Source organism: Chitinophaga rhizosphaerae (assembly GCF_003958645.1).
GTDB lineage: Bacteria > Bacteroidota > Bacteroidia > Chitinophagales > Chitinophagaceae > Chitinophaga > Chitinophaga rhizosphaerae.
This window is the reverse complement of the sequence record NZ_RXLO01000002.1, coordinates 786,621-811,670: the sequence shown is the minus strand read 5'-3', so window position 1 is coordinate 811,670 and position 25,050 is coordinate 786,621. Positions and strand designations below refer to the sequence as shown.

The window sequence follows — 25,050 nt, the reverse complement described above, 5'->3', positions numbered from 1 at the left end:
GCCATTAATTATTCTTCCTCCTCCACCAGGGTGTGCAACGCCACCTCCAGCTTATTGTCTTTCACGAAGTTGCACCATTTGCAGTCGTCTTTCCCGCAGCCGGTATAAAACTCCTTGTTCTGGATGCGGACCCAGGTGTCGCGGATCTGCTGGTTCACCGTCGTTATATCTTCGGGGAGGATGTCGATCTTCTCCTTGAAATATTCCTTCTGCTTGTTCGGCTCCACGAAATCGAACTCCGTGCTCACCACATGCCAGTTCTTCTGCTTATAATTATCGAGGAGGATTTTATAGAAAACCGCCTGCCGCCAATAGTCGCCCCCGTTGGGATTGCGATCGTTGGGCCGGTCGAATTTCTTGTAATCCTTCTTCGTTTTTTCATAATCCCCGGTTTTGTAATCCACCACGTTCACATTGCTGCCGTCGAACTCGAGCTTGTCGATCTTCCCTTTCAGCGGAACGCCGTTCACCACCACGTTCCGGATGTTCCGCTCGATGCTGACGATGCGGTTCCAGACCGGGAGGTATTTGTCGTAATAATTGGAAAGGATCTCTTCCCCGTATTCCATTCTCCGGTTGAAAGCCTCTTTGGTAAAGGCTTCCCGGCTGCGGAGCATGCTGTACCGGAAATCTTTGATGAACTCTTCTTTCGGGGGGAACTCGTTCTTCTTTTCCTGCATCTTCTGGAAAAGCTTCTCCAGCGCAAAGTGCACCGCGGAGCCGAATTCCGTGTTCTCCGACCGCCCGGAAGGCACGCGGAGCAGATTCTGGTAGAAAAACGCGAGCGGGCAATGCAGGTAATTATTCAACGCCGTCACGTTCATCGTAAACCCGCTCAGCAGGGTATCGATAAACAGCTGGTCCACTTTCTCGATCTCCGGCGCCTGTTCCTTGCCGTATTGCAGGATCTCGAAATGGAACATGGTTTCGTCGTCCATGATAACCGGCACCACGTCGAGATTGTGCACTTGCTGTATTTCGGCTACGAACACACTGGGTACCAATGGTTTGCCGTCCTGTTTAAATTCGGGATAACTGATGTAGAGATGTTTTTCGGCACGGGTGATGGCCACGTAAAACAGCCGGCGCAGCTCCTGCTGGTCGGTGGAGGTGGCTTCCGTGGTAAAAACGGTGTCGGGGAAAGAGAACCCGCCCGACATCTTTTTCTTGTCTTCCCAGATGTTGGACGTTACCCCCGCGATGAACACATATTCGAATTCCAGGCCTTTCGAGCCGTGGGCGGTCAGTAAATTGACGCCCTTTTCGTTGCCCGACACCTGGATCAGGGGGATCGACAGCCCGTTGGATTCCATCAGGTCGATGGTTTCCATGAGTTTTACCACGTTCATTTCTGGCCGGCGGCGCGTTTCGTCTTTGACGAAGTCGAACAGCGCCTGGAGCACTTTCATGAGCCAGATTTTTTCCGGGCTGGCGAGGATGTACTGGAGGATGCCGCCGTCGCTGATGATGGACGAAAACAGTTGTTGCAGCGTGATGTTATGCGCGTCGCCGATCCATTTTTCGAGGAGGCGCCCCAGCCGCAGGGCTTCATCGTGCGGGGCGAGCGAAAACAGCGTGGGGTTGCGGGTGTTCACCCATTCCTGGAGGTATTTGCGGATGGAGGATTTTTCCGCATATCCTTTTTCCGCTACTTCTATGCTGATGCGCGCCGTTTCGATGGGCGGCACCTTATAAAAATCGTAATGCAGGAGCTCGAAAAGAATATCGTCGCCGCTGTACGGCGTTTCCAGCTCGCGCGCAATGTACCGGACTATCTGCAGCACCTTTTTGGCGAAGGGGATCTCGAAAAGGTTCTGGTTGCGTTTCGAGAAGAAAGGCACGCCTTTCAGCCGGAAATACTGCGCCAGCTCTTCGCCGTACCGGTTCTCTTTATATATGACGGCGATTTTCCCCGGGTTCACGCCGCGGCCCAGGAGGCCCTCCACTTCGAGGGTGATGTGGGCCATCTCGTCGCGGGGAGTGTTGTACCGGCGGATCACGGGCGGCAGGTCCAGCGGCGTCAGTTTGTCGTTGGATGCTTTCAGTTGCTTGCTGAGGCCGGGCAACTTGTCTACCAGCCGCGAGCCCTCGTTATGTGCGATCACCGACATCGACACGTCGAGGATGTTCTGCACGGAACGGTAATTCTGCGTCAGCACCACCGTCCGCAGGTCGTGCGCAAGGTGATCGTTGGCGAATTGCTCCATGTTTTCCACGTTGGCGCCCTGGAAGCGGTAGATCGACTGGTCATCGTCCCCCACCACGAACACGTTCGGCTTTTCCTCGCCGGAAGTGAGCAGGCCGATGAGCATATTCTGGGTACCGCTGGTATCCTGGTATTCGTCCACCAGTATATATTGAAAACGTTCCTTATAGTCGAGCAGGAGGTTGGGATGTTCGCGGAATGCGCGGATCACCCAATTGATCATGTCGTCGAAATCGTAACGGTTCGCTTTGTGCATGAGTTGCTGGAACACGTCGAATTGCTCCACGGCCGCGAGGAGCCGGGCCATTTTTTCCCGTTCGCCGTTCAGTTTGTCCTGTTTCAGGTCGCCTTTTTTGAAGCGGCCGGAGTTGCGTTGATAGATGTATTCGGTGCGTTCCGGCAGCGATTCCACGTAGGCTTCCACGCGTTCGCGGATGAAAGGGACCGTCCAGCCTTCGCGCTTCATGGTCGAGAAAAGGCTCGCCAGGTTGCGCATATCGAAATACACATCGCCGCGGTAGCGCTTGAGCGGATTGTCTTTGGAGAACCCGTCGATGAGGGTTTTGAGCAGTTGTATCTTTTCGAGATCGGAGATCGGATCGAGCACGTTCTTTTCAAAAAGCGACAGGTTGTCCTGGATTACTTCGTTGCAGAACGAGTGGAAAGTATGGATGTTGACGCGATAGGCGTCTGGCCCGATAAAGTCGGTGAGCCGCTTGCGCATGGCTACGGTGCCGGCATCGGTGTAAGTGAGGCAGAGGATGTTGTGGGGGAGGAAGTCGGTGTCGCGGAGGATTTTGCCGATGCGCGACGCCAGGATCTGGGTTTTGCCCGTTCCCGGCCCGGCGATCACCATCACGGGCCCTTCGGTATTGTCCACCGCTTCGCGCTGCGCGCTGTTGAGGCGGGCGTATACTTCCTCGTACCGTTGATTATATTGTTCCTGTTGCGGATTGATCATGTTTTTGGTAAATATGCCGGTTGTACGACGGAGCGGATGTCGCTCCAGGGTACGAACAGCGAGATTTGTCCCACTGCGTACGCGGCGATTTCGTAAGGGATAAAGCTAAAAACGACCCCCTTACCGGTCGGGTAAAAATTTTCGTTCGGCACGATATGCGGTTCGAAGAGGAACCCCTTGTCCAGCGGTTCCCCTGCCGGTACGCGGAACTGTTTGCGGAAGGCTTTCTCCAGCGCGGCGCCCACCGCGGGTTTATATCCCGGCTTGAAAACGTCTTTCACCGTGAGTTTTTTCTTCGCGGCGAGGTCGTACGCATCAAATGTAGTGCCGTAGTTCCCGTGGGCGCCGCCACTGTAATCATAACTGAAATTGGCGATCACCAGCAAAGGGTATTTATTCCATACCACGCTTTGCGACTCGTGCGATTCCCAGTTCCAGGTAGCCCCCGATCCGGATTCGATCCCGGATGAATCGATGGTTTTCAAATTGTCCTGGTAACCGGAAAGGTACCCCAGCGCCGAGGATTTTAACACCTGCGAAGGCATTTCCCCCGGTTTCATATCCGGCTGCATCGCCTTGCGGAGAAACGCGATGATGTCAGCGTCGGCGCCGCCCGAAGGCCAAATCATCCCGGCGCTGAATTGCGCCATGGGCGACGAAGCATCGCCCGGCCGCAACTTCGCCGAATCCCCGAACACATACGTCCCGAACGTAATGGCGCTGTCCATATCTTCCTGCAGCCCGAATTCGAACGACTTTTCATTGCCGGTCCAGATGCCGCGGAATTGCGATCCGTCGAAAGTCCCGCTGAAGATGTTCTCGTTATTCGGCCCCGCGAACTCCGCGAAAATGAGGCTGTCTGCCGTTTCGCGGGAAAGCGAGAGGCCGATGGGCTCGCCTGCTTTATCATAAAGGTACCAGGCCTCATAATCGCCAGGCGCATATTTGACAAGCTGCATCGTAACCGGCTGGCCGGCCAATGTACCTTTGAATTGCTTGTAAAAGGAATGGGCGACGGATACTTTGACCGGCGCAACGGCGGCGGCGGTACTATCCAAAGCGGCTGGCTTCTTTTGCCCGGACTGGCATGCGCACAGGGGCGCCAGTGCCGTTAGCATACAGATCAACATTCTCATGATGCCGGAGATTACGGACGAAATTACCACAAAACCGCGAAACGGAGGCTATCGTGCGTAGCCTTCCTGTACCACCGTTTTTATGTCGGCCCAGGGCACGAACAGGGTGATCTGCCCCATTGCATAGGCGGCGATCTCGTAGGGGGTATAACTGAATACTACGCCGTGGGAAGTCAGGAAGAAGTTATCGTTCGGCTCGATTTTTTTCACGAAAAGCCCGGCTTCTTCGAGGGATTTCACCTGGTATTTTTTTAGGTACGATTTGCCGAGCGCGGCGGATACGACGGGTTTGTAATTGGGCTTGAAAACGTCTGCCAGGGTGAGTTTTTTCTGTTTGGCGAGGTCGTAGGCGGAGAAGTTCGACCCTCCGTTCCCGTGGGCCCCGCCGGTGAATTCGTAGGTCCAGTCTTCGATGGCGAGCAGGGGCCACTGGTTCCAGGCTACTACCGAGCCGGATTCGGTGCTCCAGCTCCAGGAGGGGCCCATGCTGGTGGAATCGAAGTCTTTTGCGTTGCTTTTATAATTGGTGAAGAATGAGTCTGCGCCGTTTTTGAGCAGGGAGGCCGGTGTGGAACCTTGCGGGATCCCGGGGGCGAGGGTTTTCTGCAGAAACGCGACCGTGCTTTCGCCGCCGCCGGTGGGCCAGATGGTATACGTGGAAGCCCTGGCCAGAGGGGAGTTGGACCGGTCGGGCAGGAGCCGGGTGGAATCGGCGTAGGCGATCACGGAGAAGATCACGGCGCTGTCGTTATTTTCGGCCAGGTCGAAGTCGAAGGTATTTTTCACGTTCACCCATTTCCCCTTGAAATGCCCGTCGGCGCTCACCATCCCGCGGAAAACACCGTCGGTTTCCGTGTAGCCTTCGTTGACGATCACGCTGTCGTCCGTCCTTTTTTCGCCGTAAAACGGGCGTAAAGCGATGGGTTCGCCATGGGAATCATAGGTGTACCATCCACGGAAATCGTTTTGACCGGCTTTTTGGAGCAGGAGCGTGATGTTTTGTCCTGCCAGCGAGCCTTTGAATCGTTTGGCCCAGGTGGCGGGCAATTCGGTGGAAGCGGGAACGGCGGTGCTGTCGGCGTTTCCGTCTTTTTTTGTGGCGGATTGGCAGGCGGCCAGGGCGAGGAAAGCGGCGGGAATGAGGAGGTGTTTATGCATGTTGTGTTTTTTTGGATTGATGGAAATTACCAGTAATAGAGACAATCGTCAGTCTCCGAAGGTTCAATATCCCGTAATTTTGCAAAAAAGAAGCCGAAAATGATCAATCAGAAGATAGCAGACCTGCGGCAGGATTATCGCCGCGCCACGCTTAACGAGCGGGAAGTAGCTGTTCATCCCGTGCAGCAGTTCGACCATTGGTGGCAGGAGGTGCTGGCGGGGGAGATCGAAGAGCCGAACGCCATGACGCTGGCTACCTGTACGCCGGATGGTATACCTTCTGCGAGGATCGTATTGCTGAAAAGCTTCGACGGGAAGGGGTTTATGTTCTTCACGAACTATGAAAGCCGGAAGGGGCAGGAGCTGGCGGAGAACCCCCGGGCCACGCTGCTTTTCTTCTGGAAGGAGCTGGAGCGGCAGGTGAGGGTGGAAGGCCGGGTGGTGAAGGTGGCGCCGGCGGTGAGCGACGAATATTTCGATTCCCGCCCGGTTGGCAGCAGGATCGGGGCGATCGCGAGCCCTCAAAGCCGGGTGATACCGGGGAGGGAAGTGCTGGAAGAAAAGGTGAAATCCCTGGAAGCGCAATACCTCCAGCATGCGCCGCAGCGGCCGGAACATTGGGGCGGATACCTGGTGGTGCCGGAGAAAGTGGAGTTCTGGCAGGGGCGGAGCAGCCGGCTGCACGACAGGTTGTTGTATACCCTGGAACCCGCCGGGAGCTGGAAGATCGAGCGATTGGCGCCCTGATCAGGGGGTGAAAATAATAAAGGGGATACCGGTCATATGCCTTGGCGGCAGTTGCCTGGTATCCCCTTTTATTGTCTGCGTGCGATTAAGCTTTCTTAGCGGCGGCTTTAGCAGCAGTGGCTTTCTTGGTTTTAGCCGGACGGCTTTTGCCAAAAGATCCGTTGGAGATCTTGCCTTTCTTGGTTTTGATATCACCTCTACCCATGGTCGAATGATTTTTTATTGATGAATGATAAGGGGAAGTTGCCTCCTGCGGGAGGGCTTCCGGCTGCAAAAATAAAAAAAGCAAGAAACATTTGATGTTCCTTGCTTAATAAAGTTGGGTCGCCAAGTGTTAGATCTTGTCGGACAGCGCTTTACCGGCTTTGAATTTAGCCACTTTCTTAGCTTTGATCTTGATGATCTGGCCAGTCTGGGGGTTTCTACCGTTACGTGCAGCGCGTTTGCTAACAGAGAAAGTACCAAAGCCTACCAGGGTAACTTTACCACCTTTTTTCAGGGTATCGGTAACTGCTTTGGTGAATGCGTCCAGAGCGTCGTTGGCCTGGGTTTTGGTAATACCGGCGTTTTTTGCAATGACTTCTACTGCTTCGGCTTTGTTCATAGTTAGTTAAGATTTAACTAGTGAGAAAATGTTTGATGTGAGCAAATATAAAGCCTTTTACAAGATTACCAAATTACAGCAAAACTTTTTTACCGGCTGAAAAACCCTACAGGTAACGTTTACAGCAGATTGAGATATGCAAAAACGGAAAGCCGGCGATTTGCCTGTTCTGCTGAAATGCGCTACTGCATTGAGTTTGAATGCTATTTGCGCTGAAACGCCCGTCCCTGCCAAGTTTTGTGCCAAATACCCACCCATTTTAAAACAGTGGATTACCTGTGGATAAGTTATGCGGATCATACCACCTGCATCACCGTTCTGAAGGCTACAAACTGGTCTCCGAACAGCTCGAAAGCCTGCTGCCGCAAGCGCGGAGCGTGCTCCTGGATATAGGTATTATAGTTCTCCAGGGTGTCTGCGAAGTACTGAACGGTATACGTTGGCCCGTCGGAATCGTCCTGGTCCAGCAGGCGGCACATGCGGTAATCATGGAAAAAGCCGGTGCCGATGATGGTGGGGATGTGTTCCTCCCGCATCCATTGCAGCCAGCTGGCGTGGATTTCGGGCGTTACTTTGGTGGTGACGTTATATATGATCATGCTTGTTTGAGTTTGAGATAAACGGGGCAATGGTCGCTGTGCTTCACGTCTGGCCGGATCGCCGCGTCTTCGATGCGTTGGCGGAGGGGATCGGAGACGGTGATGTAGTCGATACGCCAGCCCTTGTTATTGGCGCGTGCGTTGGCGCGGAAGCTCCACCAGGAGTAATGGTCGGCGGCCCCGGGGTGCATGGCGCGGAAGCTGTCTGTGAACCCGTTGCTGAGGAGCTTGGTCATCCAGGCGCGCTCCTCGGGCAGGAATCCGGAAGAATCCTTGTTGGAAACGGGATTGTGAATATCGATCGCCTCGTGCGCGATGTTGTAGTCGCCCACTACCACCAGGTTCGGGCGTTCCTTGCGCAATTGCTGGAGATATTCGTAGAACTCGTCGAGCCACTGGTATTTATAGGTTTGTCTTTCCTCGCCGGTGGTGCCGGAGGGGAAATAGGCGTTGATGAGGGTGAGGTCGCCATAATCGGCGCGGATCACCCTTCCTTCGGCGTCGCTCTGCATATATCCGTTCCCGTATTGTACGTGGTCGGGTTTGAATTTGGAGAGGATGGCCACGCCGCTGTACCCTTTTTTCTGGGCAGGGTGCCAGTAATCATGGAAGCCGAGCTGTTCGAACTGCTGGTAGTCCACGTTATCGCGGTGGGCTTTCACTTCCTGCAGGCAGATCACGTCTGCCGGGTCGGTTTTGAGCCATTCGGTGAATCCTTTGGTCATGGCCGAACGCAGGCCGTTGACGTTATAAGTGACGATCCTCATGTAATAATGTTTGCGGCAAAAATACAGGATTCGGGGAATGGATGGATGGCTACAGGCCCGTAAGATTTTTATGGGGATGGATAAGCGGCCCGATCTGGCGGGTTAACGACGCTTGCGGCCGGCGGGGTGGTTGGAGGGAAGAAGCCGTTCGCCGGGGTGGGGAAAAAAAGAGCGGCTGCGCATGGGAGCGGCAGCCGCTTGAGATGCCTGGGAGGAGTGTGTGGTCCTCCGCCGGAGCATTAGAGGGGTCTTACGATCCCGCCGAGGCCACCGAGGAGGCTGTTGAGGAGGTTGGTAACGGTGGAAAGGAGACCGCCTACGGGGTTGCCTTCGCCGCCGCCGAGGATGCCGCCGAGCAGGCCGTCGAGCAGGCCGCTAAGGTCCAGCAGGCCGCCTTGTGTGTCTACGGCTTCGATTTGGGTCAGTTCTTCGCAGCCCAGTTCTTCGAGTTTGAAGTTTTCCATGTGTTCAGGTTTATGGTTAAAAAGAATAGTGGCGCCCAGTACCGCGGGCGCCACCAGGGTTCAGGTACGACTAGCGCAGCAGACCGCCGCCGAGGCCGCCGAGGAGGCTGTTCAGCAGGTTGGTCACGGGAGACAGGAGGTCGCCCAGGCCACCGAGGCCAGGCAGGCCGCCGCCAGTGCCGGGAAGGCCGGGAAGGCTGCCCAGTAATGCGTTGGTGTCAAGTTGTGCTCCAAGGGTAATTTTACCGTTTACGTTGTTAAGGCCGAGGGAAAGGAAGCCCCCGTTTACTTCCTGGGCTGTAGTTGCGTCGAGTTCCTGGCAACCGAAATTTTGAACTTGCAAGTTTTCCATGATTATAGGAGGTTTGGTTAAAAAGCACGTTATGTCTTTAAGGTATCGGCAGTACTTCTCCCGGATGATTTCTTTGGCAGCAGGCAAACATCGCGCGGGGAAACGCATTTCCGTTAACGGGCGTAAATTACGGAGCAGCAATCGATCGACGGTCGTTCATTTCTGTTCATTTTCAACGGAATAACTGAAAAATCCGTTCATTTTTTGAACAGAGGGGGCATTTGCAAACCGTTAACATAAAATCCGGTTGGCAAACGGCATATTGAAATAGCCGGATTTTGCGTAAATTATATATGTAGCAGCGCCATGTTACCGGCCGGAAACACCTCCGGGTTCACACACAGCAATATGACCAGCCTCGCCCCGCTTCCCTCCCCAAACCCCCTGATGCCCTCCCGGAAGGGCGGCTATCTGCTTTTGTGCCTTTGCCTCGCCGCTTTCAGCTCCTTCGCCCAGGCTTCCCTCATCCAACGCCTCAAAACAGAACTGCACCGCACAAAAGACAGCACCGCTTACAACGATCAGCTCAATACCCTCAGCGCCATTTACCTCGTCACCCATCTCGACAGCTCCCTGCTTTATGCAGAACGCGCGCGCGACCTCTCCCGGCGCATCCATTATCAAAAAGGACTGGCAGACGCATCCGTCAACCTCGGTGCCTGCTTCACCTTCCAGAACAACTCCAACGTAGCGCACCGCCTTTACCTCGAAGCCCTCAGCCTGTACCGCACCCTCGGCGATTCCGCCGGCGTTTGCACCGCGCTTTACTGCATCGGCGGCTACTATCATTACGAAGGCAACCTGCCCCAGGCGCATCAGTACATGGAATCTGCCATGGGCGTAGGCAGCAGGCTGCTGAAGGATTCCATCTGGACCACCATGCTCGCCAACTATTACATCGTTTTCTCCTCCGATTCCGCCAAGGCAGATTCCGCGCGATGGGCGCTGCATAAAGCGCGCGACATCGCCATTCGTTATCACGACGATCGCATGATCACCTACACCGGCCTGTTCCTCGCGCATGAAAAAGTCCGTGAGAACAAACTCGATTCCGCCTTGCTGGAACTTCAGATGCTGACGGCACATGCCGGCGCGGAGAAAATGCATTACCTCGATCTGTACGGGAACGCGCAGATGGTCATATACGCCGCATGGGCGAAGCTCGCGGATTCTACCCGCTACCGGCAGCGCGTGCTGGATGCCGCTGCGGCCGGCGGTTACAAGAAGCTCATGATCAGGCCCGTCATCGCGTTGTACGAATTCTATAAAAAGTCCGACCCCGTAAAAGCCCTGCACTACGCCGATATGCTCGAGGAGATCGCTTCGCACCAGGAGCACCTGCGCTCGCGCCAGGAGCAGGATTACATGGAATCTTTCCTGCGCGACCAGGAGCTGAACAATTACCGGTTGGATAAACAGTTGCGCGAACAAACCGAAACGTACGACCGGATGGAAAGCCGCAACCGGGCCACGGTATTCATTTTCATCGCAGTGTGCCTGGCGCTTTCCGCGATGTTGCTGTTTACATGGTACCGCGCGCAAAGCGAGAACAAACGCATTAAAAAGCGCATCAGTACGATCAACCGGATGGTGATCGAGAAGAACCAGTTGCTGCATCATCACGACGATTTCAAGAATAAACTGTTGACGATCCTTGCGCATGATTTCCGTTTGCCGTTGAGCCACATCATCAATGTAGCGGAGCTTTTCAGGCAGAAAGACCTGCGGCCGGCGCAGTACCAGGAGATCGCGAATACCATTGCCGCCATGGCGGCGGATACGCTGCAACTTTTCGAAACGGTGCTGAGCTGGATACGTTCGCAATTGACGGGTTTCGAGTACAACCCGCTTCCGTATTCGCTGGAAGAGTTATGGCAGGAGGTGCTGGACCTTTACGCTGCCGATATCCGCGATAAGGGATTGGTGCTGGAAATGGCCATCCCGGCGGGTATGCAGGTGAAAGGGGATCGGGAGATGATGCAATTCGTGCACCGGAATTTGTTGCACAACGCCATCAAATTTTCGCTGAAGGCGAGTGCGGTGAGCATCCGTGCATCGAAGCAAAAAGAGCGTGCAGTCATTTCCGTTACAAATGGCGGTTCGGGGATTTCCGATGTCGACATTTATCACATCTTCGAATACAAGGTGCCGGGCAAGTATGCTCGGGAAGGTAATAGGGGAGCGGGTTTGGCGTTGATCATCTGTAAAGATTTCATCGAAAAAATGGAAGGGTCTATTACCGTTAGAAGTGATGGATCTTCTTACACGACGTTCGAATATACGTTAATGTTGGAGGATGAAGGTATTAATACCATACCTATAAACTGAATAAAATGAACGATCGATATATCAATTCCTCCGACTAAATTGCAGGCATTGTTTGACACACCAAATATCAAATTGATGATGCAGGAGTCAAAATGATTGAAACGGAACGGATCACGCGTTAGCCCCGATGATCGTTCTCCCCGGCGGAAAGTGCCGGACTTGCACATATACAGCGTTTCCTGAACAGAAAGCCAACGATGGCGCCATTGCTGCCGACAGCGGGATGCACCTGATTTTACAGGCGCACCGGGTATCGGTACGGTGTTCGCCTTGCCACAAACTCAAAGTGGTTATTTATTGAGCGCTTAAAAATCATGCATATATGTCAAAACATATAGCCAGGTCAGCTTTGCCTTTCATCTATTGATGAGTTAGCCCGAAGAGGTACCAGTGTGCTGTGTGGCAGGGCGTTTTGGCTTTGCCGCGCAGCTGGTGCCGGAATATGGGAGCGCACACACGTCCAGCGGCTTTGCCGGATAACTTTTGCAGGCTGGCAGGTTCGGGCCGGAGTCTTGTAACCTGAATAGGAGCAAATGCATTGAGAAACATAAAATGATGCGGTTATGTCAGGGCATATGGCCGGGATGGTCATCTGGTGCTGTGTGACAGCGCATTCGAGCCTGCCCGGCGGTAGGTGGCGATAGTCGGGAAGCATCCGGGTTACGCGGTGTGTTTTTACCTGCCGGCCAGTTGGGTCCCAGGTTTTATAATCTGTTTATGAGCAAAGTTTACCCTATAAAACAACCAGGCAGCGTCCAGTTGGTGACGGCCTGCTGCTACAAAGACCATGCTTTGTTGCGCGATGATCGATACAAGCAGTTCGTAATGGAGGGCCTGTCGTTCATGGTGGCCCAGCAGCGGATTTGGCTGTATGGTTATGTGTTGCTGGAAGACGAGTTTCATGCCATGTGGCAGCAACGGCCTCCCTGGGAGAAAGCGAATGTCCGCCAACCTTTGCTGCGGCACATCGCCCGGCGTATCAAGTACGATTTGCGGGCAACGGACCCCGGAGCGCTGGAACTTTACCGGAGCCACCTGGCAGACCGTGTGTTCCAATTCTGGGAGAAACAGAAGATCCGGGTGGAAATCACGAATTTCTCAACCGCCGGCGAAATGCTGGAAAATATGCATCAGGCGCCGGTTCATTCCGGGTTGTGCCGCGATCAGACCGAATATCCATATTCCAGTGCCTGGTTTTATGGGGATCGGGTTCCGCCGGAGGATATTCCTGTACCGGAGCTGACAGACTTTTCAATTGCTTTCCAGCAACCGGGATCCAGGATGGTTCAACCGGAATCCGGCCGGGTAAGAAAGCGGTACATCCGTAGCAGGGGAGGATTGTTGTTGCCGAAGCCCCCTCACAGGAAGTTTCCCGGACCGGAAGGCGATTAATGGCCTGCCCCCCGGGATAAGGCAGACAGTGTTTCGAATGTGGGGTAAAGTATCCTTTGCCGAAAGGTTCCGCCAGGCACATTTCGTTGTGCGGTGCGGGGAAACCCCGGTCGAAGTCAGATGCTTTACTGATCAATAAAAGCATCAATTCGGGATAGGGCATCCTTTGCCGGGAGGTCCCGCACCTGCGCATCTCGTTGCGTATTGCGGGAGAAACTCCGGGAGTGGTTTAATGCTTTGCCACTCGATTATGTTCCGTTTTTGAGAATGGATCCCTTGAAAGGAGGTTCGCATCGCAGTATCTGGCTGGGTGCTGAGGGCGAGCCTCCGGAAGAGGGGCTGTTATGGTAAAAATGCAGCGAATGCAATCGCACTCGTTTGTCGTGATTTGACAATGGAATAACATAATGCGCTATGCGTGTATTCATAGCGATTGGTTTCACAGACAGCCCGTTTGCATCTGCAAATGGGGCCGGAATCCCTCCTTCGGAGCGCTCCGTTCTGTTCGCAGGGTTAGGCGTGCGAACGGACCTCCGGGAGGTCCGGGATCGAAGACGGGATGTGCCGCCGATCGCTGTGATGATATGGGAAATTAAAGAATACGCATGATGGATGCACACTTTTGAAAGGGTTAAAACGGGGTGGGGATTCTTCCTCTGGCCTTGGACTTTCAGGAAAGCAGCAACCGCGGGCCGTCGGGATGAATGGACGGAATTAGCTGTGCCGGATGAAAACCTGACACGAAATGGTCGGTCGCATGTGTATTGACCGGTGAAGGCACACCGGGAAAAGATTTGAAAGGTTCTAACATGTGGGTATTAACGAACCAACCAATGGGAATAAAACGGCCTGGGGATTCTTCCCCGGGCGCTATTTCCACGCAAAAAGCTCTTTGAAAGGCGGGACAAACCAGGATGATTAACTATGGGGTTATGTCTGAAAATACAGTTATCTGTACACAAGTGATAACCGGCCGGGGATTCATCCCGGGCTGCAATTTTTATCAGGCATACCTGCAGCATAAAATATCAGGATAGGTCAAATTCATACATTTTCCATTATTACCGGTCTGGAGATTCCTCTCCGGGCTCATTTCTAAGCAGATCGGTCGAGGGTAAGATTTTACGGGGTTGTAAATCCTTAATGGTTAACTATAGGTGCAAGCCAGGGGATTCTTCCCCGGCATTTTTATAACGGAATGAACACGAGAGTAGACACCTTCTTCCTTGAATTCCTTCAATAACGCAAATGCCAGATGAACAACGCCTGGGGATTTCTCCCCGGGCAATGTTTTTCGACCGGAGGAATTTACCGGGAATGGACTCCCGGTGTAAAAGATAGCAATGCTGAATAGATAGGCTGGTGTATCCGGATTTGATCAGATACAAATCTTGATTGATACGGAAGAAAAGGGCCGGGGGATTCTTCCTCCGGCACATACGGTTAAGATGCCGGAGAGTCGGGCAATGCAGCGACGCACAGGCATAGGCGGTAAAAAATGCAATACTGATTCTTTGACTTTGATGAAATGAAACCCGGGGAATCTTCCCTGGGTGGGGTTTCCCCTGAATCAAGCGTAAAGGCCAGGTATCGGCAAATGCTGCATGGTGCGGAAGTTGGCTTGAAACGAAATAGATGTTGATCGATTCATTTTCATTGGATGAGATTTCCTACCTGGGGATTCCTCCCCGGGTATTTTCATCCTCCTAATCGTATGGAGCAGTAAGTTTATCATGACATGATCGAACAAGCATTATTATGTGCTGCAATAGGAAAATGTCTAAGTTATCCGAAAAGAGATAGTGTGAAATTGACGCCTGTGGCGGCTGGAAACGTTTTTTTGTTCGAGAACGCTCGGCCTGGGGATTCTTCCCCCGGGGCCTTTCATTTCCCTGATGTAAATCGAACATCATAATTGACACTGAAAGGATCACAATCAGTTTTATGTACTGCTGTGGGATTGAACATAAGTTAACCGAAAGGAATTATAAATGGAATTGAGCCAAGTTGGTGCCGGTGGCAGCCGGGAACGTATTTTTTGTTCGAGAACGCACGGCCTGGGGATTCTTCCCCGGGGCCTTTATTTTCCCGATCAGGTGAAACACAGTCAATAAAGATACTCCTTACCGATTCGACATACGCTCGCTTGAGCAAACGGGCCTGGGGACTCTTCTCCAGGCATCTTTGACGCAGCAGAGGGGAAACGCCTTTGCAACGAGTCCGCGGATTTTTTCGACAGGCAATCGCTCAGCTTCGTTTGTGCGAAGCGGTAAGTATCAGATAAATGGTTGCATGAATTTTAGTTGCTTTTTAAACTGGGGTTAGAGTTTAACAGAATGGATGTTTGGGGCTGGGGATTCTTCCCCGGCCGTTTTCCAGTCCTTCTGAAATTTCTTAACAACTGAACGTTTGCTTCCGACCCCATATAAACATATTCAAACAGATTAGTACAACGATCCATTAACAATTAGACAGGCCATTTTGCTTTTGAATTCAATGTCGATTGCATGTTCAAACACCCTGGGATTCTTCCCGGGGTAATTTCCTTATTCATTTCCTATACAATACTTCAAGATTCAATCTACACAGTTACTAATGGACACATGAAATGAAGCCTGGAGAGTCCTCTCCGGGCAACCTATGGTTGGGAACAGACTATCCGGGGGCTGGTTCCCGATGCCGGCTCATTTTGTGTGATGAAGGGGCACATTGACTTGCGGGTGATTTTCAAAAAGTTTTTTGAACGGTTACGCATGAAAACATTCTTGCTGGGGGTGACCAGTCTCAGTTTAGGTAGCCCGAAAATTGTTAGTGATCAAAATTATCGTCAACTCCCGTGGGCATATTGTTCACTTAATGAATAACGGCTGGCTTGCATATGCTTGCTGCCTTCATTTTCCCAATCTGGATTGCCGGATCGATTGAATAGCCGTGCCCGCCGTTAAGTTCGGGCGATGCCTACTTTGCCGGATTCCAGGACGCGGATACCGCCCAGCCCCTGCCAAATTCAAAACGCCTCGCCCTGGTACAAACAAAGTCCCCCCGATCCATCAACCAGATCGACCGCTAAATGCCCCAATCCCCCCAAAAAATCAAGAGCCGGAAAGCGTTCGCTTCCCGGCTCACAAATTTCCCGGAGCCTTCTATAGAGGGCGTCCAGTCATTATTTTATTATCCCTTCACCAGGGTCCCCACGTTACGGCCCATGATCACATGGAGGAGGTTGCCGGGTTTGTTCATGTCGAACACGATGATCGGCAATTTGTTCTCCTGGCAGAGGGTAAACGCGGTCATGTCCATGACATTCAATGACTTCTGGTATACTTCGGAAAAAGTAATCGTCTCAAATTTAGTCGCGGTCGGATCTTTCTCGGGGTCAGCGGTATAAATACCATCTACTCGGGTGCCCTTCAGGATCACGTCGGCCTGGATCTCGATCGCACGGAGGGAAGCTGCCGTATCGGTGGTAAAGTATGGGTTACCGGTACCTGCACCAAAGATAACCACACGGCCTTTCTCCAGGTGGCGGATTGCCCGACGGCGGATATAGGGCTCGGCGATCTGTTCCATTTTGATCGCGGATTGCAGACGGGTATACATGCCCTCTTTCTCCAGGCCGCTTTGCATCGCCATACCGTTGATCACGGTAGCCAGCATACCCATATAGTCGCCTTGTGCCCGCTCAATACCGGTTTCTGCTTCATTCATCCCCCGGTAAATATTGCCGCCGCCGATCACGATGGCCACCTGAACCCCCAGGTCGGTCACCGACTTGATATCGTGTGCATATTGGGCAATTACCTTCGGGTCAATTCCATAATTACTATCTCCCATCAGAGATTCACCACTCAGTTTGAGCAGAATTCGTTTGTACTTTGGCAACATGTCAACTATGATTATGAGTAATTCGCAGAATTTGTTAAATATACAAATCTGCCTCAAAATTATCCCCTGTAATCGTAAGGGCAAAAAAAAGGAGAGAAATTTTCATTCTCTCCTCTATATTTTGCTAATAGCGATTAACCTAAAGCTACGCGTTTGAAGGCGGAAACCTTCAGTTCAGCGTCGATTGATTTCAAATGGTCGGCTACGGTTTTGTTGCCGTCCTTCACGAAAGGCTGACCCAGCAGGGTGCTGTCTTTCAGGAATTTGTTGATTTTACCGGCAGCGATTTTCTCAGCCATTTCGGCGGGTTTGCCTTCGGCTTTGATCTGCTCGATCGCGATTTCTTTCTCGCGGGCGATGGCTTCGGGGGAGATACCGTCTGCGTCGATTGCTGCAGGATTCATGGCAGCGATCTGCATAGCGATGTCTTTACCTACTTCTTCACCAACTTCTTTGTTCAGACCAACCAGAACGCCCATGCGGTAGTTACCGTGGATGTAAGCGGTTACGCTGGCAGCGTCTACTCTTTCGAAGCGGCTCAGGGTGATTTTCTCACCGATTTTAGCCACCTGGTCGTTCACCTTGTCGGCAACCGTAGCACCGTCGAGGGGAGCTGCGTTCAGCTCTTCTACGGTCTGGGTATTATTAGCCAGCGCCAGGTCGGCGATGGATTGAGCGAATTTTACGAAATCTTCGTTCTTGGCCACAAAGTCGGTTTCGCAGCTCAGCAGTACCACAACACCGGATTTACCGTCTGCAGCGGTTTTTGCGATCACAACACCTTCTTTGGTTTCGCGGTCGGAACGCAGGGCGGCCACTTTCTGACCTTTCTTGCGGAGGTAATCAATTGCTTTCTCGAAATCGCCATCGGTTTCTACGAGTGCTTTTCTGCAATCCATCATACCGGCTCCGGTTTGCTGACGCAGTTTATTTACATCAGCTGCTGTAATTGTTGCCATTGTATATAATTCGTTTATATGTTAACGTTTGTTGAAATTTCCCTTGCCGGGAATCTTTATAACCGTAAATCGTGAACGATTTTTGGTCATTCACGATTTACGTATAGTTATGTTGACTTGATCAGTGCTTAGCGAGCGCCACCGGGTCTGCCTGCACCGGAGGGGCGGAATCCGCCACCACCGCCAGGACGGTTGCCGCCAGAGCGACCACCACCGCCACCGGGACGGTTACCACCGCCGGAGCGGCCACCACCGCCACCAGGACGGTTGTTACCACCACGACCGCCGGGGCCACCAGGTCCGCGACCGCCCGGGCCACCAGGACCACCGGGTTTACGGCCTCTTTCGCCACGCTCGTCTCCACCTTCCAGTTCGAACTTGCGAATTTTGCTGTCGGCTTCTTCTTCTTCAACCTCGTCGGTTTTCTCTACGGCGCGCTCAGCCAGACCTTCCGCGATAGCTGCAGCGATGTAGCTAACGATGATGGCGATGGATTTGGTAGCGTCGTCGTTCGCAGGGATTGCGAAGTCTACCTTGGTGGGGTCGGAGTTGGTGTCAACCATACCGAAGGTAGAGATACCGAGACGTTTTGCTTCTGCCATAGCGATATGCTCGTGGCTGATGTCTACGATGAACAGGGCAGCCGGAACACGTGCCAGTTGAGCGATACCGCCCAGCACTTTTTCCATTTTGTCCTTATCGCGGGAGAGCGTCAGGCGCTCTTTCTTGGTGATGTTGTCGAAAGTGCCGTCTGCCAGCATTTTCTCGATGCTCTGCATCTTCTTCACGCTCTTGCGGATCGTGGAGAAGTTGGTGAGCATGCCACCCAGCCAACGCTCGGTAACATAAGGCATGTTTACGCGCTTGGCAGCTTCGGCCACGATTTCTTTCGCCTGCTTTTTGGTAGCAACGAACATGATCTTTTTACCGCTTTTGGCGATGGATTTCAGCGCAGCGGCTGTCTCCTGCAAACCTTCAACGGTTTTGTTCAGGTCAATGATGTGAATACCTTTCTTCTCGGCGAAGATATAAGGCAGCATCTTGGGGTTCCACTTCTTCTTCAGGTGACCGAAGTGTACACCGGCTTCCAGTAACTGCTGCTGTAATGAAGTATTATTTTCCATGTTGTTTTTGTCGAATTGATGTTCAAGAATTGAATGATACAATCATTAACGTTTAGAGAACTGGAAGCTTCTTCTGGCTTTAGCTTTACCGGGTTTCTTACGTTCAACTGATCTCGGGTCACGTTTCAGCAGGCCTGCAGCTTTCAGCGCAGGACGGAACTCGGGGTTGATCTCGCACAGTGCGCGCGCAATACCCAGTTTCACCGCTTCCGCCTGACCTTTGATGCCACCACCCTGTGCATTCACCTTAACATCGAACTTGTCAAGCGCGTCAATGGTCTTCATCGGCGCTTCTACCTGGTTCTGCAGGTAAATCAGCGCGAAATATGTTTTATAGTCCTTGTCGTTCACCAGGATGGTGCCGGTACCTTTGCTCACATATACGCGGGCAACTGCTTCCTTACGACGACCGATAGTATTTTTTTGTTTTTCCATTATTCAGGCGATATTAGAAAGTTAAAGACTTCGGTTGCTGAGCGGTATGCGGATGCTCGGCACCGGCGTAAACGAAGAGTTTCTTGTACATGGCGCGGCCCAGACGGTTCTTCGGCAGCATACCTTTTACAGCACGCTCGATCACCACTTCAGGACGACGTTTCAGCAGATCTTTCGCAACCTCTGCTTTCTGACCGCCGGGATAACCGGAGTAGGTCAGGTATTCCTTGTCGTTCAATTTGTTACCGGTGAACTTTACCTTCTCAACGTTGATCACGATGATGTTGTCGCCGCAATCGGTATGAGGAGTGTAATAAGGCTTGTTCTTGCCTCTGAGGATCGCCGCAATTTTGGCGCTCATTCTGCCTACAGTCTGGTTGGTAGCGTCAATAACGTACCAGTCACGCTTTACGTAAGCGTCGTTAGCAGATTTTGTTTTGAAACTTAAAGTATTCATTGCTTATTGATAATAAAATTAAAGTCTCGCCCACTTATGGGAGTGCAAAGCTAAGTCGATATTTTATATAAACCAGCAAATGGGAGGGGTTTTTTCGGAAAGGCCTTCGCAAGTTATTGATTCTCAATAAAGAATTTGTATCGCCATTTTAGTTGTCCTACTTTTTCCTTGATTTTCAAGGGTTTCTGCGCAGCAAAAAGGACCGGTTGCCCGGCCCTTCTACATTTGCTGTGATGTTGATCAGCTTAATCGCGGCGGCTGGCGCCCAGATATATCATTAAATATTGCAATAGGATCACTACGGATGATACCGCCGCCACCACATAGGTCATAGCCGCCCACCAGAGCGCATCTTTCGCCTGGTCGTGCTCCTTCTTATATGTAATGCCGGCACCGTCCAGCCACGCCAGTGCGCGCCTGGAGGCGTCGAACTCCACAGGCAGGGTCACCACGGAAAACACGGTGGTCACCGCAAACAGGCCGATACCCAGCAGGAGCAGGTTAGGCCAGATATTGACCATCAGGATGCCCGCGATCAGTACGATCTGCACCAGGTAAGAGCTCACCTGTACGGCCGGCACCATTTTGGACCGGAACTGCAGCCATGCATAGCCCGTAGCGTGCTGCACGGCGTGCCCGCACTCGTGGGCTGCCACCGCAGCGGCGGCCACACTGGCCGAATTGTATACGTCCGGGCTGAGGTTGACGGTCTTGTTGGCCGGATTATAGTGGTCGCTGAGGAAGCCTTCGGCGGATAATACCTTTACGTCGGTGATGCCATTGTCGCGGAGCATCTTTTCCGCGATCTCCCTACCGGTCAGCCCCGAAGAAGTCGGCACTTCGCTGTATTGCTTGAACTTGCTCCGCAATCGCCAGCTGACCAAAGCACTGATCCCTACGAAAACGAGGGAAATTATCATGATTGATGGTGTCATCTGAGTCGTGGTTTAATTTAACGCTGTTTGTAAATGTACTTATTTCCTATCAAATCCCTTACCAGCCGGCCCGAAGCTGACAGCCGGCCGAAAGATGGACGAATTTGTCCGGATTTACCGGTTTTCCGAAATTTAACACTGACAGTTTGGCGGAAAAAACGGGTGGTCCACCGATTTCGCATGGTTATATGTAAATTAATTAATATTCATAATATATTCAAAAAATTATATGTGATTATCCGCTTTAGCGTCCCTCGCTATCAAGGATTTATGATGGCCCGCCGAAAATGAACTGCAAGCGAAATAGGCGTCGATAGTGGCTTCCAGCCGACCGACTGCCAAAACAATTAACACGTTAAAAGTTATCAACATCCATCAAATAAACTTTTTTATTCTCATCCCATTTAGTAATTTAGTCCTGAATTTAATGGGTTAGTAAGTAGAAAGAGTCAGCGGAATCATCCGTTGGCTCTTTTCTCATTTTTACCCAGATCCGATTTTCCCTACGTCAATTTTTTTTCCCGTTATTTTGTTCCATGAGCAAAATCAGAACAGCTTTTTTTTGTCAGAACTGCGGATATGAATCAGCGAAATGGACCGGAAAATGTCCGGCGTGCAATCAATGGAACACATTCGTGGAAGAAAAGGTACAAAAAGAGATTCCGCTAAGACAACAAGGCTGGAAATCGGACGATGCGTGCGCACCAAAAACCATCCATCTCGCCGATGTGGAAACGATGGAGGAAAAACGCCTGCATACGCCCGACAATGAGCTCAACCGTGTGCTCGGCGGCGGCATCGTTGCCGGTTCGCTGGTACTGGTAGGCGGTGAGCCCGGCATCGGTAAATCCACCCTGTTCCTGCAAAACGCATTGCTGCTCAAAGGCGTGCGCACACTGTATGTCAGCGGAGAAGAAAGCGAACAGCAGATCAAAATGCGGGCAGACAGATTGCAGATTCAGAACGATGAATTTTACCTGCTGACGGAAACCTCCACGCAAACGATCTTCCAGGAAATCAGGAAACTCGAACCGCAACTCGTCATCATCGATTCCATACAAACCCTGCAATCTCCCCTGATCGAATCCGCACCAGGCAGCGTATCGCAAATCCGCGAAACAGCCGCTGAAATGCAACGCTTCGCCAAGGAGTCCAACACACCTGTTTTCCTCATCGGGCATATCACGAAAGACGGCTCCATCGCAGGGCCCAAAATACTCGAGCATATCGTTGACACCGTGCTCCAATTCGAAGGCGATCAGCATTATGCTTACCGCATCCTCCGCACCATCAAAAACCGCTTCGGCTCCACGGCCGAACTGGGCATTTACGAGATGACCGGCACAGGGCTCCGGCAAGTGAGCAATCCTTCGGAAATCCTCATCTCCCAGCGCGACGATATGCTTAGCGGCGTAGCGATCGCAGCCACCATAGAAGGTTTGCGGCCCATGCTCGTGGAAGTGCAGGCCCTGGTGACGCAATCGGTATACGGTACCCCGCAGCGAACGGCCACCGGCTTCGACCTCCGGCGCCTGCAGCTGTTGCTGGCAGTGCTGGAAAAACGCGGCGGCTTCCATTTCGGCGTGAAAGACGTATTCCTCAACATCGCGGGCGGCTTGCGGGTCGAGGACCCGTCGATCGACCTGGCGGTACTTTGCGCGCTGCTGTCGTCTTACGAAGACATAGGGATTTCACACAAGGTATGTTTTGCAGGAGAGGTGGGCCTCAGCGGGGAGATCCGTGCGGTGAACCGCATCGAGCAGCGGATCGCGGAAGCGGAAAAGCTTGGTTTCGAGAAAATATTCATCTCCCGGTATAATAAAAAAGGCCTCGATTTCAGTAAGATGAACATCGAAGTGGTGCCGCTCGGGCGGGTGGACGAAGTGTACCGGTTGCTCTTCTGACCGGGCGCTTCGCGTATTTGTTAACCCAAAAATCATCAATTATGTTGCGAGCACTGTTGCAGCTGCTCTATCCGCATGCCTGTGAGCTTTGCGGGCGGGACTTGTCGCCGTCCGAACAGTTGTTGTGCCTGCGCTGTTCCATGCGCATGCCGGTTTCGGGATTCCACGCCGTGCGCGGCAATCCGGTGGAAAGATCGCTTTGGGGGCGGGTTCCGGTGGAATTCGCTTCCGCGGGGTACGTGTTCAGCCGGCATTCCGGTTTGCAGTCGCTCATTCATTTGTTCAAGTACGGTGCGCGCCGCGATGTGGCGGTGCACCTGGGCCGGCAGTTGGGATTGCAGTTGCGGGAGCAGGGCGTGAGCCGGGAATGGACGGGTATTTTGCCGGTGCCGTTGCATACGGCCAAGTTGCGGAAGCGCGGTTATAACCAGGCCGAGGCGCTGGCGGAAGGGATCGCCGGGGTGGAAGGGATGCCGGGGCTGGTGAAGGGGCTCGTACGGCATATGGCGGCGGAGTCGCAAACGAAGCGGTCGCGCGTCGGCCGCTGGGAGAACGTTTCCGCGGGTTACGCCTGGCATGGCGTATTGCCGGAAGCCGGTGCGCATTTGTTGCTGGTAGATGATGTGCTGACGACCGGGGCAACGATCGAGGCCTGCGGGCGCGCCGTGCTGGGGGCTTCTCCGGAAACCAAGCTCAGCGTTTGTTGCCTGGCCTGGGCCGGGTGAGGCGGATGGATGTCGGGAGTTGCGGTAGTCTGGGCGGGGTGGCCTGGATAGGGATGGTATTGCCGCGAAGGAAATAAACTACCGAAGCAATCAGCGTGGTGAAGTTTATGATAGTTTGCAGCCGATAAGCGGGGCAATTTTTTGTTGAAACGCGCAGGTACAAAAAAATACAGGTGTTCGAAAACACCTGTCTCTGGTAACTATTCCACGTTATGAATACGCAATTGTTGCATTATGTCAACTACAGCTTAAGCGGATTTATTCACCTTATGCTTGTGCTGGCGGGGCTTACCCTCTTTCTGCGAGGCAGATGCGTTAGGGTTCACGTACACGATCCTGAATCCCCCGCCGGTAGCGGTGCGCTCGGCTACGACCTGTTCGAGGCCCAGCTTCGCGAGATGCCGGCTAAGCTGCCGGATGTCATTATTGTCCATTTGTTTGAATTTGCGGTTGCTGAATAGGTTTCGGTCTGATGTGGGTTGCGATCAGCGGCACATATAACAGCAGCCGGCTGCCGAACGGCAGTGGTAGGAGTACGCCGCGGGGCGCGTGTCCGGTTCCGTTTTTCTTACTGGTAATAACATCGTCAATGAGTTTAATGGTTGGTCTTTGTTGCTGATCCTGTTGTATTACCCTACAAATATAGTAGACTAAATAGACTAAACAAAATTATTTTTGGGGGGATTTGATAAAATTAGCAACATTATGTTGATATACAGATGATTAGATAAGATGTTATTTGGATCGGTATGGAAACTGACCGTTCCATCGGCAGTCTTTCATTTATTATGTGGGAGTTTTCTATCTTTGCAAATGCCCGCGGGTGGATTTGTTTATTGTTCGGCCCCGGGTTTCATCTTGAAATGTAACTAATAAACGTACAAGCCATGAAATCTTTGCATCAATGCGCCGCAGAGCGCATCCTCATCATCGACGGTGCCATGGGCACCATGATCCAGCGATACAAACTCCAGGAATCCGACTACAGGGGCAAGCGCTTCGCCGATCACCATTCAGACGTGAAAGGGAATAACGAGCTCCTATCCATTACCCGGCCCGATATCATCGAAGCCATCCATCGCGAATACCTGGAAGCCGGCGCGGACATTATCGAGACCAACACCTTCAGCGCCACCGTCATCGCCCAGGCCGATTACGACCTGCAGCACCTGGCGGCGGAAATGAACACGGCATCCGTGAAAGTAGCCCGCAAAGCGGCGGACGACTTCACGGCCCGCAATCCCGAAAAACCCCGCTTCGTGGCGGGCGCCATCGGCCCCCTCAACAAAACGCTCTCCATTTCGCCCGACGTTAACAACCCGGGCTTCCGCTCCGTTACCTTCGACGAAGTGGTAGACGCCTATTACGAGCAGATCAAAGCATTAACGGAAGCAGGTGCAGATATCCTGCTCATCGAAACCATCTTCGACACGCTCAACGCCAAAGGCGCCATTTTCGCGATCAAGAAGTATTTCCGCGAATCCGGCCGCCCGCAACTGCCCGTCATGATCTCCGGCACCATCACGGATGCTTCCGGGCGCACCCTCAGCGGCCAGACCCTCGAAGCGTTCTACATCTCCGTCATGCACGCAAAACCCTTCTCCATCGGCCTCAACTGCGCCCTTGGCGGCAGCCAGATGCGCCCTTATGTGGAAGAGCTCTCCCAGATCGCCAACTGCTACGTTTCCTGCTACCCCAACGCCGGCCTCCCCAACACCTTCGGGGAATACGACGAAACCCCGCACGAAACGGCCTGCATCCTGGAAGACTTCGCCAAAGAAGGATTCGTTAATATCGTTGGTGGTTGCTGCGGCACTACGCCCGACCACATCCGCCATATTGCCCAACATGTAAAAGATATTGCACCGCGCCCGCTCCCCATCGTGGAAGCTACGCTCGCATAAGACAGGGG

22 protein-coding genes are annotated in these 25,050 nt (G+C 52.7%); 6 read left to right on the top strand and 16 right to left on the bottom strand.

All coding sequences use genetic code 11. From position 1 onward, the window contains the following. Window positions 1-8 precede the first annotated feature (8 nt). Genes EJ361_RS07005 through EJ361_RS06995 form a run of 3 tightly spaced genes read right to left on the bottom strand, consistent with a single transcriptional unit; the run spans window position 9 to window position 5,461 of the window. Window positions 9-3,167: an ATP-dependent helicase gene (locus EJ361_RS07005; protein WP_126244683.1), complete on the bottom strand. Its 3,159-nt coding sequence runs from the start codon at window positions 3,165-3,167 to the stop codon at window positions 9-11. Continuing rightward, window positions 3,164-4,303: a DUF3298 and DUF4163 domain-containing protein gene (locus tag EJ361_RS07000; RefSeq protein ID WP_126244681.1), complete on the bottom strand. Its 1,140-nt coding sequence runs from the start codon at window positions 4,301-4,303 to the stop codon at window positions 3,164-3,166. The genes EJ361_RS07005 and EJ361_RS07000 overlap by 4 nt, the downstream gene beginning before the upstream one ends. A gap of 48 nt (window positions 4,304-4,351) precedes the next feature. Further along, window positions 4,352-5,461, bottom strand: a complete 1,110-nt coding sequence (locus tag EJ361_RS06995; protein ID WP_126244679.1) for a DUF3298 and DUF4163 domain-containing protein — start codon at window positions 5,459-5,461, stop codon at window positions 4,352-4,354. Window positions 5,462-5,560: 99 nt separating this feature from the next. Here EJ361_RS06995 and pdxH point away from each other — a divergent pair, with 99 nt between their 5' ends. Then, window positions 5,561-6,208, top strand: a complete 648-nt coding sequence (pdxH, locus tag EJ361_RS06990) for a pyridoxamine 5'-phosphate oxidase (protein ID WP_205686947.1) — start codon at window positions 5,561-5,563, stop codon at window positions 6,206-6,208. An 85-nt stretch (window positions 6,209-6,293) separates the two neighbouring features. Here the strand turns inward: pdxH and EJ361_RS25855 are convergent, their stop codons facing one another. The 6 genes from EJ361_RS25855 to EJ361_RS06960 all read right to left on the bottom strand — a co-directional run bounded on the left by EJ361_RS25855 (window position 6,294) and on the right by EJ361_RS06960 (window position 8,994). After that, a complete protein-coding gene (locus EJ361_RS25855; RefSeq protein WP_240646567.1) occupies window positions 6,294-6,497 on the bottom strand; it encodes a 30S ribosomal protein THX in 204 nt (67 codons plus the stop codon). A gap of 45 nt (window positions 6,498-6,542) precedes the next feature. Then, a complete protein-coding gene (locus EJ361_RS06980; protein ID WP_126244677.1) occupies window positions 6,543-6,812 on the bottom strand; it encodes an HU family DNA-binding protein in 270 nt (89 codons plus the stop codon). A 296-nt stretch (window positions 6,813-7,108) separates the two neighbouring features. After that, window positions 7,109-7,411, bottom strand: a complete 303-nt coding sequence (locus EJ361_RS06975) for a DUF4286 family protein (protein ID WP_126244675.1) — start codon at window positions 7,409-7,411, stop codon at window positions 7,109-7,111. Further along, a complete protein-coding gene (locus EJ361_RS06970; protein WP_126244673.1) occupies window positions 7,408-8,178 on the bottom strand; it encodes an exodeoxyribonuclease III in 771 nt (256 codons plus the stop codon). Before EJ361_RS06970 ends, EJ361_RS06975 begins: the two co-directional genes overlap by 4 nt. Before the next feature lie 239 nt (window positions 8,179-8,417). Beyond that, window positions 8,418-8,642 (bottom strand): hypothetical protein, encoded by a 225-nt coding sequence (locus EJ361_RS06965; RefSeq protein ID WP_126244671.1) that lies wholly within the window; start codon window positions 8,640-8,642, stop codon window positions 8,418-8,420. A 70-nt stretch (window positions 8,643-8,712) separates the two neighbouring features. Next, entirely contained in the window at window positions 8,713-8,994 is a 282-nt protein-coding gene (locus EJ361_RS06960; RefSeq protein ID WP_126244669.1) for a hypothetical protein, read from the bottom strand. Between the two features lie 306 nt (window positions 8,995-9,300). Here EJ361_RS06960 and EJ361_RS06955 point away from each other — a divergent pair, with 306 nt between their 5' ends. Continuing rightward, the gene (locus EJ361_RS06955) at window positions 9,301-11,322 is read left to right on the top strand and encodes a sensor histidine kinase (RefSeq protein WP_126244667.1); all 2,022 of its coding nucleotides are present in this window, start codon (window positions 9,301-9,303) and stop codon (window positions 11,320-11,322) included. 717 nt (window positions 11,323-12,039) lie between these two features. Further along, window positions 12,040-12,714, top strand: coding sequence for a hypothetical protein (locus EJ361_RS06950; RefSeq protein ID WP_126244665.1), 675 nt, complete (start codon window positions 12,040-12,042; stop codon window positions 12,712-12,714). Window positions 12,715-15,885: 3,171 nt separating this feature from the next. Here the strand turns inward: EJ361_RS06950 and pyrH are convergent. The 6 genes from pyrH to EJ361_RS06920 form a co-directional block, all read right to left on the bottom strand. Continuing rightward, window positions 15,886-16,599, bottom strand: a complete 714-nt coding sequence (gene pyrH, locus EJ361_RS06945; RefSeq protein ID WP_126244662.1) for a UMP kinase — start codon at window positions 16,597-16,599, stop codon at window positions 15,886-15,888. A 134-nt stretch (window positions 16,600-16,733) separates the two neighbouring features. After that, window positions 16,734-17,558, bottom strand: coding sequence for a translation elongation factor Ts (tsf, locus tag EJ361_RS06940; protein ID WP_126244660.1), 825 nt, complete (start codon window positions 17,556-17,558; stop codon window positions 16,734-16,736). A 128-nt stretch (window positions 17,559-17,686) separates the two neighbouring features. Further along, window positions 17,687-18,598, bottom strand: coding sequence for a 30S ribosomal protein S2 (gene rpsB, locus EJ361_RS06935; RefSeq protein ID WP_240646565.1), 912 nt, complete (start codon window positions 18,596-18,598; stop codon window positions 17,687-17,689). A gap of 129 nt (window positions 18,599-18,727) precedes the next feature. Continuing rightward, window positions 18,728-19,117: a 30S ribosomal protein S9 gene (gene rpsI / locus EJ361_RS06930; RefSeq protein WP_126244658.1), complete on the bottom strand. Its 390-nt coding sequence runs from the start codon at window positions 19,115-19,117 to the stop codon at window positions 18,728-18,730. 13 nt (window positions 19,118-19,130) lie between these two features. Beyond that, a complete protein-coding gene (gene rplM / locus EJ361_RS06925) occupies window positions 19,131-19,574 on the bottom strand; it encodes a 50S ribosomal protein L13 (protein ID WP_126244656.1) in 444 nt (147 codons plus the stop codon). A 245-nt stretch (window positions 19,575-19,819) separates the two neighbouring features. Then, window positions 19,820-20,509: a zinc metallopeptidase gene (locus tag EJ361_RS06920; RefSeq protein WP_126244654.1), complete on the bottom strand. Its 690-nt coding sequence runs from the start codon at window positions 20,507-20,509 to the stop codon at window positions 19,820-19,822. 536 nt (window positions 20,510-21,045) lie between these two features. On the opposite strand from EJ361_RS06920, the gene radA reads away from it, so the two are divergent. Further along, a complete protein-coding gene (gene radA / locus EJ361_RS06915) occupies window positions 21,046-22,413 on the top strand; it encodes a DNA repair protein RadA (RefSeq protein ID WP_126244652.1) in 1,368 nt (455 codons plus the stop codon). A 41-nt stretch (window positions 22,414-22,454) separates the two neighbouring features. Beyond that, the gene (locus tag EJ361_RS06910; protein WP_126244650.1) at window positions 22,455-23,138 is read left to right on the top strand and encodes a ComF family protein; all 684 of its coding nucleotides are present in this window, start codon (window positions 22,455-22,457) and stop codon (window positions 23,136-23,138) included. Window positions 23,139-23,386: 248 nt separating this feature from the next. On the opposite strand, the gene EJ361_RS06905 is transcribed toward EJ361_RS06910, so the two are convergent. After that, the gene (locus EJ361_RS06905; protein ID WP_126244648.1) at window positions 23,387-23,572 is read right to left on the bottom strand and encodes a hypothetical protein; all 186 of its coding nucleotides are present in this window, start codon (window positions 23,570-23,572) and stop codon (window positions 23,387-23,389) included. A 453-nt stretch (window positions 23,573-24,025) separates the two neighbouring features. Between EJ361_RS06905 and EJ361_RS25850 the strand changes: the two genes are divergently transcribed. Then, window positions 24,026-25,042, top strand: coding sequence for a homocysteine S-methyltransferase family protein (locus EJ361_RS25850; protein ID WP_240646564.1), 1,017 nt, complete (start codon window positions 24,026-24,028; stop codon window positions 25,040-25,042). Window positions 25,043-25,050 lie beyond the last annotated feature (8 nt).

What these genes read in the sequence shown, in the direction of transcription:
- tsf (WP_126244660.1), bottom strand. Translation starts at nt 17,558, where the DNA reads ATGGCAACAATTACAGCAGCTGATGTAAATAAACTGCGTCAGCAAACC.
- EJ361_RS06955 (WP_126244667.1), top strand. Translation starts at nt 9,301, where the DNA reads ATGTTACCGGCCGGAAACACCTCCGGGTTCACACACAGCAATATGACC.
- pyrH (WP_126244662.1), bottom strand. Translation starts at nt 16,599, where the DNA reads ATGTTGCCAAAGTACAAACGAATTCTGCTCAAACTGAGTGGTGAATCT.
- EJ361_RS06905 (WP_126244648.1), bottom strand. Translation starts at nt 23,572, where the DNA reads ATGGACAATAATGACATCCGGCAGCTTAGCCGGCATCTCGCGAAGCTG.
- EJ361_RS07000 (WP_126244681.1), bottom strand. Translation starts at nt 4,303, where the DNA reads ATGAGAATGTTGATCTGTATGCTAACGGCACTGGCGCCCCTGTGCGCA.
- EJ361_RS06910 (WP_126244650.1), top strand. Translation starts at nt 22,455, where the DNA reads ATGTTGCGAGCACTGTTGCAGCTGCTCTATCCGCATGCCTGTGAGCTT.
- EJ361_RS06920 (WP_126244654.1), bottom strand. Translation starts at nt 20,509, where the DNA reads ATGACACCATCAATCATGATAATTTCCCTCGTTTTCGTAGGGATCAGT.
- pdxH (WP_205686947.1), top strand. Translation starts at nt 5,561, where the DNA reads ATGATCAATCAGAAGATAGCAGACCTGCGGCAGGATTATCGCCGCGCC.
- rplM (WP_126244656.1), bottom strand. Translation starts at nt 19,574, where the DNA reads ATGAATACTTTAAGTTTCAAAACAAAATCTGCTAACGACGCTTACGTA.
- EJ361_RS07005 (WP_126244683.1), bottom strand. Translation starts at nt 3,167, where the DNA reads ATGATCAATCCGCAACAGGAACAATATAATCAACGGTACGAGGAAGTA.
- EJ361_RS06980 (WP_126244677.1), bottom strand. Translation starts at nt 6,812, where the DNA reads ATGAACAAAGCCGAAGCAGTAGAAGTCATTGCAAAAAACGCCGGTATT.
- rpsI (WP_126244658.1), bottom strand. Translation starts at nt 19,117, where the DNA reads ATGGAAAAACAAAAAAATACTATCGGTCGTCGTAAGGAAGCAGTTGCC.
- rpsB (WP_240646565.1), bottom strand. Translation starts at nt 18,598, where the DNA reads ATGCTGCCTTATATCTTCGCCGAGAAGAAAGGTATTCACATCATTGAC.
- EJ361_RS06960 (WP_126244669.1), bottom strand. Translation starts at nt 8,994, where the DNA reads ATGGAAAACTTGCAAGTTCAAAATTTCGGTTGCCAGGAACTCGACGCA.
- EJ361_RS06995 (WP_126244679.1), bottom strand. Translation starts at nt 5,461, where the DNA reads ATGCATAAACACCTCCTCATTCCCGCCGCTTTCCTCGCCCTGGCCGCC.
- EJ361_RS06975 (WP_126244675.1), bottom strand. Translation starts at nt 7,411, where the DNA reads ATGATCATATATAACGTCACCACCAAAGTAACGCCCGAAATCCACGCC.
- radA (WP_126244652.1), top strand. Translation starts at nt 21,046, where the DNA reads ATGAGCAAAATCAGAACAGCTTTTTTTTGTCAGAACTGCGGATATGAA.
- EJ361_RS06970 (WP_126244673.1), bottom strand. Translation starts at nt 8,178, where the DNA reads ATGAGGATCGTCACTTATAACGTCAACGGCCTGCGTTCGGCCATGACC.
- EJ361_RS25850 (WP_240646564.1), top strand. Translation starts at nt 24,026, where the DNA reads ATGAAATCTTTGCATCAATGCGCCGCAGAGCGCATCCTCATCATCGAC.
- EJ361_RS06950 (WP_126244665.1), top strand. Translation starts at nt 12,040, where the DNA reads ATGAGCAAAGTTTACCCTATAAAACAACCAGGCAGCGTCCAGTTGGTG.
- EJ361_RS06965 (WP_126244671.1), bottom strand. Translation starts at nt 8,642, where the DNA reads ATGGAAAACTTCAAACTCGAAGAACTGGGCTGCGAAGAACTGACCCAA.